Origin of the sequence: Vibrio paracholerae (assembly GCF_037672085.1) — a bacterium.
Taxonomy (GTDB): Bacteria; Pseudomonadota; Gammaproteobacteria; order Enterobacterales; family Vibrionaceae; genus Vibrio; species Vibrio cholerae.
Map to the genome: position 1 here is coordinate 196935 of NZ_JBBHLM010000003.1, position 14994 is coordinate 211928.

The 14994-nt window shown below is 47.9% G+C and carries 15 protein-coding genes; 3 read left to right on the forward strand and 12 right to left on the reverse strand.

Annotated features, from left to right (window positions below):
- Positions 1-349 precede the first annotated feature (349 nt).
- The 8 genes from R4537_RS18215 to dusA form a co-directional block, all read right to left on the reverse strand.
- Positions 350-1111, reverse strand: coding sequence for a phosphoadenylyl-sulfate reductase (locus tag R4537_RS18215; RefSeq protein ID WP_071178721.1), 762 nt, complete (start codon positions 1109-1111; stop codon positions 350-352).
- A complete protein-coding gene (gene cysI, locus R4537_RS18220; protein WP_071178720.1) occupies positions 1104-2837 on the reverse strand; it encodes an assimilatory sulfite reductase (NADPH) hemoprotein subunit in 1734 nt (577 codons plus the stop codon). Before cysI ends, R4537_RS18215 begins: the two co-directional genes overlap by 8 nt.
- The gene (locus tag R4537_RS18225; RefSeq protein WP_071178719.1) at positions 2837-4660 is read right to left on the reverse strand and encodes an assimilatory sulfite reductase (NADPH) flavoprotein subunit; all 1824 of its coding nucleotides are present in this window, start codon (positions 4658-4660) and stop codon (positions 2837-2839) included. The genes cysI and R4537_RS18225 overlap by 1 nt, the downstream gene beginning before the upstream one ends.
- 106 nt (positions 4661-4766) lie before the next feature.
- Positions 4767-4997 carry a hypothetical protein gene (locus tag R4537_RS18230; RefSeq protein ID WP_000154955.1) on the reverse strand — a complete coding sequence of 77 codons (231 nt, stop codon included), beginning with the start codon at positions 4995-4997 and terminating at the stop codon, positions 4767-4769.
- Positions 4994-5152, reverse strand: a complete 159-nt coding sequence (locus tag R4537_RS18235) for a Fe3+ hydroxamate ABC transporter substrate-binding protein (protein ID WP_071178718.1) — start codon at positions 5150-5152, stop codon at positions 4994-4996. The genes R4537_RS18230 and R4537_RS18235 overlap by 4 nt, the downstream gene beginning before the upstream one ends.
- Entirely contained in the window at positions 5118-5783 is a 666-nt protein-coding gene (locus R4537_RS18240) for a TIGR04219 family outer membrane beta-barrel protein (protein WP_071178717.1), read from the reverse strand. Before R4537_RS18240 ends, R4537_RS18235 begins: the two co-directional genes overlap by 35 nt.
- 88 nt (positions 5784-5871) lie before the next feature.
- Positions 5872-6084: an envelope stress response protein PspG gene (gene pspG / locus R4537_RS18245; protein ID WP_000971083.1), complete on the reverse strand. Its 213-nt coding sequence runs from the start codon at positions 6082-6084 to the stop codon at positions 5872-5874.
- Positions 6085-6244: 160 nt separating this feature from the next.
- Complete coding sequence (gene dusA / locus R4537_RS18250; protein WP_001884460.1) at positions 6245-7228, reverse strand: tRNA dihydrouridine(20/20a) synthase DusA; 984 nt, start codon at positions 7226-7228, stop codon at positions 6245-6247.
- 357 nt (positions 7229-7585) lie between these two features.
- On the opposite strand from dusA, the gene zur reads away from it, so the two are divergent.
- Positions 7586-8050, forward strand: coding sequence for a zinc uptake transcriptional repressor Zur (gene zur / locus R4537_RS18255; RefSeq protein WP_000245564.1), 465 nt, complete (start codon positions 7586-7588; stop codon positions 8048-8050).
- A gap of 9 nt (positions 8051-8059) precedes the next feature.
- On the forward strand, positions 8060-8521 hold the full coding sequence (locus tag R4537_RS18260; protein WP_001200951.1) for a chemotaxis protein CheX: 462 nt from the start codon (positions 8060-8062) through the stop codon (positions 8519-8521).
- Positions 8522-8637: 116 nt separating this feature from the next.
- Here R4537_RS18260 and R4537_RS18265 read toward each other — a convergent pair whose 3' ends face one another.
- Positions 8638-9816, reverse strand: coding sequence for an MBL fold metallo-hydrolase (locus R4537_RS18265; RefSeq protein WP_071178716.1), 1179 nt, complete (start codon positions 9814-9816; stop codon positions 8638-8640).
- A gap of 202 nt (positions 9817-10018) precedes the next feature.
- Entirely contained in the window at positions 10019-11671 is a 1653-nt protein-coding gene (pgi, locus tag R4537_RS18270) for a glucose-6-phosphate isomerase (protein ID WP_071178715.1), read from the reverse strand.
- Positions 11672-11955: 284 nt separating this feature from the next.
- On the opposite strand from pgi, the gene R4537_RS18275 reads away from it, so the two are divergent.
- Positions 11956-12375, forward strand: coding sequence for a secondary thiamine-phosphate synthase enzyme YjbQ (locus tag R4537_RS18275; RefSeq protein ID WP_000264692.1), 420 nt, complete (start codon positions 11956-11958; stop codon positions 12373-12375).
- An 83-nt stretch (positions 12376-12458) separates the two neighbouring features.
- Here R4537_RS18275 and alr read toward each other — a convergent pair whose 3' ends face one another.
- Together alr and R4537_RS18285 are read right to left on the reverse strand one after the other, a co-directional pair.
- Entirely contained in the window at positions 12459-13544 is a 1086-nt protein-coding gene (alr, locus tag R4537_RS18280; RefSeq protein ID WP_071178722.1) for an alanine racemase, read from the reverse strand.
- A 13-nt stretch (positions 13545-13557) separates the two neighbouring features.
- Positions 13558-14964: a replicative DNA helicase gene (locus R4537_RS18285; RefSeq protein WP_000774911.1), complete on the reverse strand. Its 1407-nt coding sequence runs from the start codon at positions 14962-14964 to the stop codon at positions 13558-13560.
- Positions 14965-14994 lie beyond the last annotated feature (30 nt).

Here is a 14994-nt window from a genome sequence, read left to right on the forward strand (position 1 = left end):
CGGTCTGCTTCAGAAGAGGCGGCCATTTTAGCGAGAATCAATTTCGTGTCAAACACTTTTTTCAATTTTCTTTTCTGGCCTGTTGAGGCATCGTTTTGGCTGTGAGCCCTTGCTGCGTCAACGAGGGCGCATTATAGAGATCCGCTTCACACTGGCAAGTGTTTTTTGAGAAAGTTGATAGAAATAACGCTTAACCGCTGCATTTGCGCTCAATGGCTTATTTATCCCACTTTGCTCAGACCTTGATGACAACTTATCCACAGAGTTATTCATTTGTAGGCTGAGATAAAGCAAGAGGCTGCATCACGGCAGCCTCTCTTTATTATGTGTAAATAGAAAATGAACGCGTTTATTGATGTGTATCGTTATTATCTTCGTGTAACCCACACTCACGCTTTAAACCAAAGAAGCGAGTTTGCTCTTCATTCATTCCCGGCTGCCATTTCTGTGTGGTGTGTGTATCACCAACCGAAAGATAACCTTGTTCCCAAAGTGGGTGGTAAGGCAGATCGTTATCCTTGAGATAATAGTGCACCTCTTTATTGGTCCAATCGATCACTGGCAGGAATTTAAACACGCCATTTTGTACCGATAGAATCGGTAGGCTTGCTCGTGATTGTGACTGTTCACGTCGTAAGCCCGAGAACCAAGTGCCAATGTTGAGTTCATCTAATGCTCTACGCATCGGTTCTACTTTATTAATCTGGTTGTAGCGTTCGATTCCCTCAACACCTTGCTCCCATAGTTTTCCATAGCGAGTTTCTTGCCAAGCCGCTGATACAGGCGCGGAGTAAACTTTTAAGTTCAGATTGAGGCGCTCAGTCAGCTCATCAATAAACTGATAGGTTTCGGGGAACAGATAGCCGGTATCGGTTAAAACGACGGGAATGTCACTCTTCACTGAAGTCAGTAAATGAAGCATCACTGCGGCTTGGATACCAAAGCTCGATGACAGTGCATGATTGCCTTGCAGATTTTCTAGAGCCCATACGACGCGCTCTTGCGCGCTGAGGGATTCCAGATGTTGATTGACTTCCGTTAGGCGCAGCGTTTGCTGCACCTTATTTAACGTTAGTAACTCTTCTAGTGTTGGCACGGTATGGTTAGGCATAGAAATCCCTCTTCGAGATAATGACCTCTTCGATAATGCCTGCGCGGATGGTGAAATCACCAAATCCTTCTCCTTCCAGACGCTCGTTAGCCCAGCGTCCCACCAACTCATCAATTTCTTGAAGGATTTGCGTGTCGGTAATGTTCTCTTTATACATCTTAGGAATGCGCGTTCCATTTCGATTGCCGCCTAAATGGAGGTTATAGCGACCCGGTGCTTTACCGACTAGGCCAATCTCAGCCAACATGGCTCGACCGCACCCATTCGGGCAGCCCGTCACACGCAAAATGATGTTCTCTTCTTTTGGTAACGCATGTTTTGCCAAAATACCTTCCACTTCTGTGACAAAAGAAGGGAGAAAACGCTCGGCTTCCGCCATCGCCAATGGACAAGTTGGGAAGGCCACACACGCCATAGAATTGATGCGCTGCTCACTCACACCATCATCGATCAAACCATGACTGCGTGCGAGCTGCTCAATGTGCTGTTTCTGATCCGCTGGCACACCAGCCACAATTAGGTTTTGGTTAGCCGTCATCCGGAAATCGCCTTGATGCACCTTAGCAATTTCAGCGACACCCGTTTTCAGTGGCTTACCCGGAAAATCCAATAAGCGGCCATTTTCAATAAACAGGGTTAAATGATGTTTGCCATCGATGCCCTCGACCCAACCAATCCGATCGCCACGGCTGGTAAACTCATAAGCCCGGCTTGGCGCAAACGTAATTCCCGCGCGTTTTTCAACTTCGGCTTTAAATACCTCAACCCCGACACGATCTAAGGTGTACTTGGTTTTGGCATTTTTACGGTTAGAACGGTTACCCCAATCGCGTTGCGTGCTCACGACTGCAGCCGCCACCTCCAAGGTTTTTTCCAGAGGAATAAAACCAAAGTCATCGGCACGACGCGGATAGGTTGAAGTATCGCCGTGCGTCATCGCAAGGCCCCCACCCACCAACACGTTAAAACCGACCAACTGGCCATTTTCACCAATCGCGACAAAGTTCAAGTCATTGGCGTGCACATCCACATCATTGTGTGGCGGGATCACAACGGTCGTTTTGAACTTACGAGGCAAATAGTTTGAACCTAAAATAGGCTCTTCATCGGGTCCTTCGATCTTTTCACCATCCAACCAAATTTCGGCATAAGCGCGTGTTTTCGGTAGTAGGTGTTCACTGATCTTTTTTGCCCACTCGTAGGCTTGCAGATGCAGTTCAGATTCCACGGGGTTAGAGGTGCACAATACGTTACGGTTCACATCCCCTGCGGTCGCAATCGAATCGATACCAATGCTGTTTAAGGTTTGGTGCATCAGTTTGATATTCGGCTTGAGTACACCGTGAAACTGAAACGTTTGTCGTGTGGTTAAACGAATACTGCCGTACAGAGTATGTTCAGTTGCAAACTTATCGATCGCGAGCCACTGGTGAGGAGTGATGATCCCTCCCGGCATACGCGCACGGAGCATGACATTGTGTAAAGGCTCAAGTTTTTGCTTGCTTCGCTCAGCACGGATATCACGATCATCTTGCTGATACATGCCATGAAAGCGGATGAGTTGGAAGTTGTCCGCGGTAAAGCCGCCAGTAATGCGATCTTGTAGATCTTGCTCGATAGTCCCGCGTAGAAACTGACTTTCGCGCTTTAGGCGTTCATTATCCGACCATGGGCCGAGCACTTCGCCAAGCACCTCTTGTACTGATGGGTTTTGATTTGCGCTCATTAGTAGACATCCCTTTGATAACGTTTTGCTTTACGCAGTTCACTCACATACTCTTCAGCTTGCTCACGATTCAAGCCACCTTGCTGCTCGACGACAGTAATTAATGCTTGGTGCACATCCTTCGCCATGCGTGATGCATCACCACACACGTAGAAGTAAGCGCCTTCTTGTAACCATTGCCATACCAACTCTGCTTGCTCTAACAGGCGATGCTGCACATACACCTTTTCGTGCTGGTCGCGACTAAAAGCCACATCTAAGCGATTTAACACGCCAGACTTGAGGTACTTTTGCCACTCGACTTGGTAGAGAAAATCTTGGGTAAAGGTGCGGTCACCAAACAGCAACCAGTTTTTCCCTGCTGCACCACGGTTTTCGCGCTCTTGGATGAAGCTACGGAAAGGAGCAATTCCCGTTCCGGGGCCAACCATGATCAGCGGCGCATTATCATCACTCGGCAATTTGAAGTTGTTATTGTGCTCAACAAAGACTTTAACCGGAGCACCCTCTTCTAATTGATGAGCTAAGAAGCTGGATGCACCACCCAAGCGTTGCTCTCCCTCATACTCATATTCGACCACCCCAACCGTCAGATGCACTTCTTCCCCCACCTCAGTTTGACTAGAGGCAATCGAATAAAGACGCGGCGTTAAACGACGGAGAAGTGATAACAGCTGAGTCGCAGAAAGGGTGACTTTTTCTTCGCGCAACACATCAATCACTTGTGTACGCGTCGCGTATTCACGGAGTGCCTCTTTATCTTCGGCTAAAGAGGTGAGCTTTTGGCTTTGTGCCAGCTCAGTAAATTGCGCCACCAACTGCGGATTGGCTGCAGTAATTTCATAATGATGAGTCAGTGCCAAATGCAGAGAAAGCGTTTCGCCATCCACTTGTACTTCTTCATGACCAGAAAGTCCTACGCTATCGAGTAGGGCATTAACCAGTTGTGGACGGTTTTCATACCACACACCCAATGCATCACCCGGTTGGTATGTGATGCCAGAATCGGCCAAATCAATTTCGATATGGCGTACATCTTTGCCTGAATCACGGCCAGTAATTTTTTGGCTCGTCGATAAGCTCGCCGTGTAAGGTTGCTCTTTACTGTAGTGACTCTCAGCTGTCTGGCTCACTGCGAAAGTAGCCACGCTCGTCACTGCCGCGGCTCCTGTCAGCTCATCTTTCAAAATAGACAGTACTTGCTTGCGCCACTCAGTCGCTGCAGCCTGATAATCGACATCCGCATCTAAGCGCTCAACCAGACGTTGCGCCCCAAGGTTTTCTAAAAACTGATCAAAGTCTTTGCCGGTTTGGCAGAAAAACTGATAACTGGAATCCCCCAATCCTAAGACGCCGTATTTAAGATTAGGCAGCTTGGGGGCTTTTTTGGATTTGAGAAACTCATGCAGTGCCAGTGCATTATCCGGCGCTTCACCTTCACCATTGGTTGAGGCGACAAAAATTACATGGGTTTCTTTGGCTAAGTCTTTGCCTTTGTAATCGCTCGCGTCAAATAACTGGGCCTGAATGCCTGCAGCTTGCGCTTCTTTCAATAACGCTTGAGCAACGCCTTTCGCATTTCCCGTTTGCGAAGCGAAAATGATCGTCAGCTTACCCGAAGCAGCAGACGCAGTCTGCCCTGCGGAAATGTGTGGAACGCTCAATGCATTGGATTGGCTCAGTCCCCAGAAATAACCACTGACCCACGCTAATTGCTGAGCATTCAGTTGGGTTACGGTTTGTTGGAGTTGATTGAGCTGTGCATCATTTAACGGACTAGCGAGTGCCGCTAGCGCCGGGGGTAAAGTGTTTCCTGTAGACATCGTCACGACTTCCCTATTCATTGCATGACGATAGATTAATCACTCTTTTTAATAACAAGAAAGAATAGATGTGAATGTTTTATAACTTTTTGACTTAACCATCGCGCTACTGGTTTTCAATTCGAACTTGACGAAACCCAACCGCCATGGCGGATTGCGAAGCGCTATCGAGATCGATATAACGACACTCTTCGCCATTTTCATCGGTGAGCAGCACAAATCCCCCCATTTGATGGCGAAATTCGACAATCCATTCTCCCTCTTGAAAGGAGGGCTCAATAATGGCCTCAACGAGCTGCTGGGTTTGATATAGCTCTCTTAACTCCGGAATCGTCATTTTGCTTTCCATCCTTGGCTTATTGATAAAACTAAGCATGGTCCAAATAGTAAAAATGAGCCAACTTGTGGCTCATTTAAAACGTATTGGTTAGCAAAAAACTCAATAATGAGAAGTTCATTAGAAGCTAAATTGTGCCCCCACAAACCAACCATCGGCAAAAACAAAAGATTGCTTTACATCGGTCGACTGCTTGGCCAGTTCAGTGAACTCAAGATCTACCACTCGATAGCCCGCTTTGAATGCGAGATCTCCCGCTCGGATCGGCAGATGGTATTGCAAGCCAGCCATCACATCGGACGATTTCAGGTCACTGTTGTTACCAAAATCAAACTGGCCAATCACATCAAAAGGCGTATGAGGAATGGTAATTTCGGCGCTGGCATACCAGTTAAACGTGGTTTGATCAAAATCGTAGCGACGGGCATCTGGCGCACGGTAATCACTATTGGCATATTGGGTTAGAGTGATACCCGCATCGAACTTCATCAATTCGCGATTGAGCAATGGATAATAAAAGGTGTAATCAATCTTATCGAACGAAGCGAAATCCGCATCTAAATTGGTATAACGCAATCCCACATTCGGCAGGTAAGGAAAACCGTGCTCAAACGTAAAGTAAAGGTTGGGCGCGTTCGCATCATCACGACGAGTGTTATCAATTTTCGTGCTCGCTAACCACATCTCAGCGCCCACAGACGCGGTATAAAATGATTCAGCGGCAGAGGCCGATAAAGGCATGACCATCAGAGCGGTGACTAGCGCCGCCGATGCAGTTCGGTTCATGAACTATGCTCCGTTCGATTTCAATTCAATATTTTTGAGGGGGCGATGGTAACACAAACCTAATCTCGACATAGGGTTTTGTCATCTCCTAACGTGAAGCCTTCGCTTTATCGCGCATCAGCCAAATCACCACCAACACCACCAGTAACCAAGGCAGTAACTTTAATACTATGCCCAACATGCCAAACAGCGCCATGATCAAAAAAGCCAACGCCATCGCACCGAATACACTCATTAAAGTGATGCCTGTGACCAATAGTGTAGCGGCAAAGACAAAAATAAAGATTAATTCAAACATCATCAGCACTCCTCTGCGTCATTCATTATTAATTTGCAGTTTTCACGCCAACTTTACAAAGAAGCCAACCGTTTGATTAAGATAGAAAAAATAAGCCAAGCGACGTCATCTCACTTGACTTATCAAAATAACAGTAAGCATTTTCGCTAATATTTGGTGTTTTTTACACACCTAACTCTTGGTAAGGGATCTTAGCCAACGCCTGTTCAACCACTTCCAATCCCGCTCCAGGCTTGTGCGCATTCTCACTGATATGGCGTCGCCATTGGCGTGCACCCGGCATATTTTGGAACAGTCCTAACATATGGCGAGTCATATGACCAAGATGGGTGCCTTGTGAAAGTTCACGCTCAATATAAGGCATCATTTCATGGATGACTTGTGAGCGCTTTTTCACAGGCGTTTCTAAGCCAAAAATCTGCTGATCCACTTCAGCCAGCAAATACGGATTTTGATACGCCTCACGCCCAATCATCACACCATCAAGATGTTGCAGATGAAGTTTCGCTTCTTCCAAGCTCTTCACCCCACCGTTAACTGCAATGGTTAAGTGCGGAAAATCACGTTTGATCTGGTACGCTCGTGGGTAATCCAGTGGTGGAATTTCACGGTTTTCTTTCGGGCTCAGACCACTTAACCAAGCTTTACGCGCATGGATAGTAAATTGCTCACAGCCACCTTTTTCCGCAACTGTGGCGATAAACTGAGTTAAAAACTCGTACGAGTCTTGATCATCAATACCGATACGCGTTTTGACCGTCACCGGAATGTCGACGACCGCACGCATGGCGGCGACGCATTCCGCCACCAAATCCGGCTCACCCATCAGACAAGCACCAAAGCGACCATTCTGCACCCGATCGGATGGACAGCCGACGTTGAGGTTAATTTCATCATAGCCTCGCTCTTGAGCCAGCTTGGCACAATGCGCTAAATCCTTAGGATTGGAACCACCAAACTGTAACGCTACAGGATGCTCTTCTTGGTTATACGCCAGAAAATCGCCACGACCATGGATGATCGCACCAGTCGTCACCATTTCGGTGTACAGCAGAGTCTGCGCAGAGAGCAGACGGTGGAAATAACGGCAGTGGCGGTCGGTCCAATCGAGCATCGGAGCGACTGAGAGTCTGCATGAGTGAGTCATAGGTGAACGTCCCCATTTCAGTCAAAAACAACCACCGCACGGTGGCGAAAAAATCGAAGTCCGGCATTTTAATCGCAACTTAGCGTGAGCGCCATGCCTTGTTGAGTAAATCGCTTTTACGGTAAATGGGCACAACCAGCTGGTTTCGTGAGCCAAATAAGCTTGATCCTAGTCAGCTTGCCACGATTTCCTTACCACAACTAATAAGCTTAACAGTATCGTTTTTGAGCAAGATAAGGTAATTTACGTCTATTCAACAGGATGAGTTGACCTCGCATCTACTTTCATGTGGATTTTATTTTGTCGGTCAACGATATTCATCTCGACATAGTATATTATTACTAAAGTCCAACAGTGATGGTGATGGTTTTGGACAACAAGCTAACCAAGCAAATTGAAGAAATATGTGCAGCAAGAGGGGTTCGCCTCACATCACAGCGTAAAACTGTGTTTGAGCTGATCTGTGCCAGCAAACGCTCATCAAGTGCGTATGAACTGCTGGAGGATCTGAAAAAAAGTGAACCGCAAGCTAAACCTCCAACTGTATATCGAGCACTGGATTTTTTGCTAGAACAAGGCTTTATTCACCGAGTAGAGTCGACTAACAGCTTTATCTCTTGCTGTTCATGTAACGCTCATAAGCATTTCTCACATCTATTGATTTGTGACCAGTGCGGTAACGTGATTGAATCTCGGGATGATAGTCTGGTAGCCTTGCTAGCGAGTAACGCGGAGAAACACGGTTTTACGATAAGCAACCATGTCATCGAATCACATGGGGTTTGTCAGACCTGTCTCTCGAAAGAGAAGAAGCAACAATAGAAGAAGGTTATGCGCGCTGAATTTGTAAACCCGTTTTTAGCGTCTTTAATGAACGTGTTGAAAACCATGGCTTCCCTTGAGTTGAAGCCACAAAAACCACGGATTAAAAAAGACGAAATCGCTCGCGGCGATGTTTCTGGTCTGATCGGCATGATTGGTCCAACAACGCGCGGTTCTATGTCGATCACTTTTGACGAGAGCCTTGCTTTGGAAATCATGCAAAATATGCTGGGTGAGCGTCCGAATGGTTTAAATGAAGAAGTGACTGATATGGTCGGCGAGATCACCAATATGGTCACAGGTGGAGCGAAGCGAATTTTGGCAGAAAGCGGCTTTGATTTTGATATGGCGACCCCCGTTGTCGTCTCCGGCCGAGGACACACAATTCGTCATAAGTGTGAAGGGGCAATCATACTGATGCCGTTTTCTTCTCCTTGGGGCAATGCGTTTATCGAAATCTGTTTCGAGTAATTCAGCGCTCACGTTGGCAGCCACTGTTAGTTCATCGCTCTCAATGATCTTGATTAAACCGGACATATTTGTCCGGTTTTGTTTTCTCTGCTATCCCCGAGCACTGGGGGTAACATTTACACCACCATCAGCAGCAATAATAAAGAACACGCTAAGCCCATTTGCCAATATCGAGCACCAATCGTGGGCTCAGTTTCTAAACCTTGCCACCAAGCGTGGCTTGCGCTGTGGTTTGACATGGTTAGGCTTTCTCCTGCCATTGGGGTTAGCAAAGTGATCGACTGCTCTTGGCAATGCTTAACCAGATCGGCAATCGGCTCATCCCATTGGTGGGTAAACAACTCATAAGTCGCCCAGTGAATCGGCAGCAGTTTTTTGGCTTGTAAGTCGCGGAAAGCTTGAACTGTGTGTTTCGCCTGCATGTGTCCCCAATTTTCAACGGGATAACCTTGGTGCTGCTTAACATCGGCGGCCACTTCTAGACAAGCCAAATCAATCGGTCCACAGCGCTCAGCAATCTTTGCAAAATGTGCATCATAGGCACTATCACCACTGAAATAGAGTGTTTCTTGATGGCCTTTTATGACCCATGAACACCACAAGGTCGCATTATGATCGAGATAATAACGCCCCGAATTATGATTAGCTGGAGTACAGATAAACTCGACGCCTTCTCGTTTGATCTGCTCCCACCAATCGAATTCGATAATTCGTTCAGGTGAGACTCCCCAGCGAATCAAATGCTGCCCAACACCCAGCGGAACATAGAAGGTGACCGAATGCGCGGCATAATAGGCAACACTCGCCTGCTCTAAATGATCATAATGATCGTGAGAGATCACAATCACATCCGGCAGCGGTAACTGCTCCCGAATACCACTATTCGGTAGGTTTCTGGCAAACCACGCTTTCGCAATCCAAGGCGAAGCATAGTCAAAAACCGGATCGGTCAATACTCGTAGCCCATCAACTTCAATAAATAAACTAGAGTGGCCAAGCCAAGTGACTCGAAGTGCCTGGCTGCGTGTTTGCAACGTTTGCAGGTTGAGAGGTACTACGGGCAACTGAACATTAGGCTTAAGCTGAGCTCGCCCCCCAAAGTAACTCCAAGCTGTCTGCCACCATGATGGCGTAGCGGTAATATGAGGCATAGCGTTGATCACTTTGCCATCTCGAAATTGAGGTGATTTGGAGATCCGGCGCTCTAATTGCGAGCGATAGTGTTGAACATGGTGGTGAGAAAACACCTTGCGTTGACGTGCTTGTGTTTTAGTCTGAATGGCCGTTTCTGACATACCAGCATAAGCCCTATCACTCTGACAGTGCATTTAGTTAAACCTTGCTGCGTGTCTGTTTTATGACCAAATCGGTAGGAAAAATGAACTTTCAATGGCAATACAAAGAAGGGACTTCGCCACGTACAGAGAAACTCAAAGACAAGAAAAAGGCCTTACTGCAAAGGTAAGGCCTTTTCTATCAATTGGTTATTCGGCGTAATTAGGCGCGAAACGCTTTAAAGGCGTTGATCAGACCGTTGGTCGAGCTGTCATGTGACGTCACTGCTGAGCTATCCGCTAACTCTGGCAGGATTTGGTTAGCCAGTTGCTTACCCAGTTCCACGCCCCATTGATCGAAACTGAAGATGTTCCAAATCACACCTTGTACGAAGATTTTGTGCTCGTACATCGCAATCAAGTTACCCAGCGTGCGTGGCGTAATTTGCTTAACCAGAATCGAGTTGGTTGGGCGGTTACCTTCAAACACTTTGAACGGCACTAACGCTGCGATTTCTGCCGCCGATTTACCCGCTTTTTCGAGTTCCGCTTGCACAGCTTGCGCGGATTTTCCGAAGGCTAAGGCCTCGGTTTGCGCGAAGAAGTTAGACATCAGCTTTTGGTGATGATCGCCAACCAGATTATGACTCACCGCTGGCGCGATAAAATCACATGGGATCAGCTTAGTGCCTTGGTGGATAAGCTGATAGAAAGCGTGCTGGCCGTTCGTACCGGGTTCACCCCAAATAATTGGGCCCGTTTGGTAAGTCACTGGGTTACCATCGCGGTCAACATACTTACCGTTCGATTCCATGTTGCCCTGTTGGAAGTAAGCGGCAAAACGGTGCAGATACTGATCATAAGGCAGGATCGCTTCAGATTCAGCACCATGGAAGTTGTTATACCAAATGCCAATCAGCGCCAGAATGACCGGAATATTGCTTTCAAACGGCGTGTTCACGAAATGCAGATCCATTTCATGCGCCCCCGCCAGCAACTCAACAAAGTTGTCATAACCGATAGACAGCACGATAGACAAACCAATCGCTGACCACAGTGAGTAACGACCGCCTACCCAATCCCAGAATTCAAACATGTTGTCGGTGTCGATACCAAACTCAGCCACCGCTTTACCATTGGTTGATAGCGCTGCAAAGTGCTTGGCAACATGTGCTTCGTCTCCTGCCGCTTTCAAGAACCAATCACGCGCCGTGTGGGCGTTGGTCATGGTTTCTTGGGTAGTGAAGGTTTTGGAAGCCACTAAAAAGAGGGTGGTTTCAGGATCGACGTTTTTCAGTGTCTCCGCCATGTGTGTACCATCGACGTTTGACACAAAGTGCATGGTCAAATGGTTCTTATAAGGCACCAGAGCTTCCGTGACCATGTAAGGACCGAGATCAGATCCACCAATGCCGATATTAACGACATCAGTAATCGCCTTGCCGGTGAAACCTTTCCACTCACCGCCAATCACACGCTCAGAGAATGCTTTCATTTTCGCCAACACAGCGTTTACTGCAGGCATTACATCCTCACCGTTAACCAACACAGGTGAATTGCTACGATTACGCAGCGCGGTGTGCAGTACCGCACGATCTTCTGTTTGGTTGATCGCTTCACCTTTAAACATCGCGGTGATGGCAGATTGCAGATCCGTTTCTTTGGCCAACGCAAACAAGTGTTGCATCGTTTCCGCATTCACTAAGTTTTTCGAATAATCGACCAGAATGTCCTGACCAAAGCGCGCAGAGTATTTGGCAAAACGCTCGCTGTCTTGCGCAAAAAGTGCTTTGAGGTCCATATCCTGAGCAGATTCAAAATGCGCGGTCAGCGCTTTCCAAGCTTGGGTTTGCGTTGGATTGATATTTTTCAACATGGCATCTATCCCGATGTTACTGTGGTTTTATTCCAGTACGCTAAAGGCGGAGCTTTAACGTTGGAATCCCCGATTTAAGCAAAAAGAATAGGTTAAAAATGAGTATTCCGCGCCGGAATCACATGTAATTAATTTTCAGTGCATCATTATGAGCGAACTCATTAACACCCACTTTGCGATAGGTCACGTAAACACCGACCGTCACTCATTTTTGTCTGGTAATTTCTGTCGCTCACCTTACCCTTAAACCTTCACTTTGCCAATACACTTAAGGAACGGGCTTTATGTGGCATCAGCACACCATCCAGTTACGCCCACGAGCACGTGGTTTTCATCTGATCACTGATGAAATTGAACAACAATTGCCGCAAATCAAAAGACTAAATGTCGGTTTATTACATTTATTTGTACAGCATACTTCGGCCAGTCTCACCATCAATGAGAATGCCGACCCGACGGTGCGCCAAGATATGGAAGCCCATTTTAACCGCGCCGCGCCTGAGGGGGCGCCTTATTATCGGCACATTGATGAGGGCGATGATGATATGCCCGCGCACATCAAGTCTTCACTACTTGGATGTAGCGTCAGTATTCCCATTCAACAAGGCAGGTTAGCGCTCGGTACTTGGCAAGGCATCTATTTGGGTGAGCATCGCAATCACGGCGGAATAAGAAGGGTGATTGCGACCATTCAAGGCGAGTAACGCCCAAGGAGTACAAGAGAAGAAGAGTGACATGCATGACCACAGCGATAAGCAGTGGTCATGCACGGACAACACAAAGCAGGCTAAACGTCTGCTCCAGAATAAGACATTTCCACTCGCGAGGTGAGTTTCGTCACTAACTCATACCCTATCGTACCAATATGCGCAGCCACTTCTTCTACGGGCAGCTCATTACCCCAGAGCATGGCTTCATCACCGACGCGATCGCAGGCATCCGGCCCTAAATCTACCGTCAACATATCCATAGATACTCGCCCAGCAATCGGCACCCGACGACCATTGACGACCACTGGCGTCCCATTCGGCGCAGTGCGTGGATAGCCATCACCATAACCAATCGCAATCACACCAATTTTGGTATCTCGCTGGCTAGTCCACGTACCGCCATAACCGACACTCTCCCCCGCTTTCACTTCGCGGACAGCTATCAAGTGCGACTTTAAGGTCATCACTGGCTGGTAACCTAACTGAACCGCGCTCTTTTCCACAAAGGGAGAAACGCCGTACATAATAATTCCCGGCCTTACCCATTCAAGCTGGCTTTGCGGCCAAGCTAATAATCCGGCAGAAGCGGCCAGCGAACGCTCACCCTGACAGCCTTGCGTCAGGGATAAAAACAGTTCCGTTTGCTCTACCGTCGTCGATTTATCTAACTCATCGGCACAGCCGAAATGGCTCATGTAACGCAGTGGTTTAGCCACATTCTCACACTGGTGCAAACGAGCCACGAAATCTTGATATTGTTCAGGGCGAACCCCTAGCCGATGCATCCCGCTGTCGACTTTCAGCCATACCATGACCGGAGTCTCTAGCTGAGCTTGCTCCAGCGCTTGTAATTGCTCTTCACAATGCACGACGGTCTGGATGTTGTTGGTAACCAATACTGGCAAATCACCGGGAGAATAAAATCCCTCAAGCAACAAAATGGGTTTCACTACGCCACTGGCGCGCAGCTGTAAAGCCTCTTCAATACGCGCCACGCCAAAGGCATCCGCCCCTAGGGCGTGACGTGCGATATGGCGCAGCCCATGTCCATAACCATTGGCTTTCACCACCGCCATGATTTTACTCTCTGGCGCTTGCTGCTTAACGCGCTGCAAGTTGTGCTGCAACGCCTCTAAATTGATGTAGGCGGTGGCCGCCTTCATATAGTTCATCGAATTACTCATCGTCAAATGCAGGTCCAGCATAGTTGTCGAAACGAGAATAGTTGCCTTGGAAAGTCAAACGCACCGAACCAATCGGGCCGTTACGTTGCTTACCAATAATGATTTCCGCCGTGCCTTTTAGCGGACTATCTGGGTGATACACCTCATCTCGATAGATAAACATGATCAAGTCAGCATCCTGCTCAATCGAACCCGATTCACGCAGATCCGAGTTGACTGGACGCTTATCCGCACGCTGCTCCAAAGAACGGTTCAACTGCGAAAGCGCAACCACGGGCACATTCAACTCTTTGGCTAACGCTTTGAGCGAGCGTGAAATTTCAGCAATTTCCAGTGTACGGTTATCGGTCAATGCCGGTACACGCATCAGCTGTAAATAGTCGACCATGATAAGCGACAAGCCTCCGTGTTCACGAGCAATGCGTCGGGCACGCGAACGAACTTCGGTGGGGGTTAAGCCTGAGCTATCATCGATGTACATGTTCTTCTTCTCCATGAGAATACCCATAGTGGAAGAGATGCGCGCCCAATCTTCATCATCCAGTTGACCGGTACGAATTTTGGTTTGGTCGACACGAGATAACGAGGCCAGCATACGCATCATGATCTGTTCGGCGGGCATCTCCAGCGAGAAGATCAACACAGGTTTATCTTGCTCCATCGCGGCGTTTTCACATAGGTTCATCGCAAAAGTGGTTTTACCCATCGAAGGACGCGCTGCGACGATGATCAAATCAGAGCCTTGCAAACCAGCCGTCTTTTTATTCAGGTCGGTAAAGCCCGTGTTTACCCCAGTAACCCCATCCTGCGGCGTTTTGTAGAGCAGCTCAATCCGCTCTAGCGTGCGCTCTAGAATGCTATCCACGTTTTTCGGGCCTTCGTTTTCACTGGTACGTGCTTCGGCAATCGCAAAAACTTTACTTTCCGCCAGATCCAGCAAATCTTCAGCGTTACGCCCTTGGGGATCGTATCCCGCATCGGCAATCTCATTGGCAACGCCGATCAGGTTACGCACCAAAGCCCGTTCGGCCACAATCTCCGCATAGGCATTAATGTTGGCGGCACTGGGCGTGTTTTTGGCCAAATCAGCCAAATAGGCAAAGCCACCGACATCTTCCAACTGCTCACGCTGCTCAAGATATTCGGACAAGGTAATGAGATCGAGCGGTTTACCCGCCTCCAAAATCGATTTTACCCCGTCAAAAATCAAACGATGCGGGCGGCTGTAGAAGTCCTGAGTCATCACGTGCTCAGAAACCGTATCCCAACGTTCATTGTCGAGAAGCAGTCCACCAATGACGGATTGCTCAGCTTCTAATGAATGCGGTGGGACTTTAATTGCATCGACTTGTGCGTCGGGAATTTTACGGTTTCGATTATCAGTACGTGGATCTGCCATGACTTCGCTTTAAGTAACATTTGAATGTCC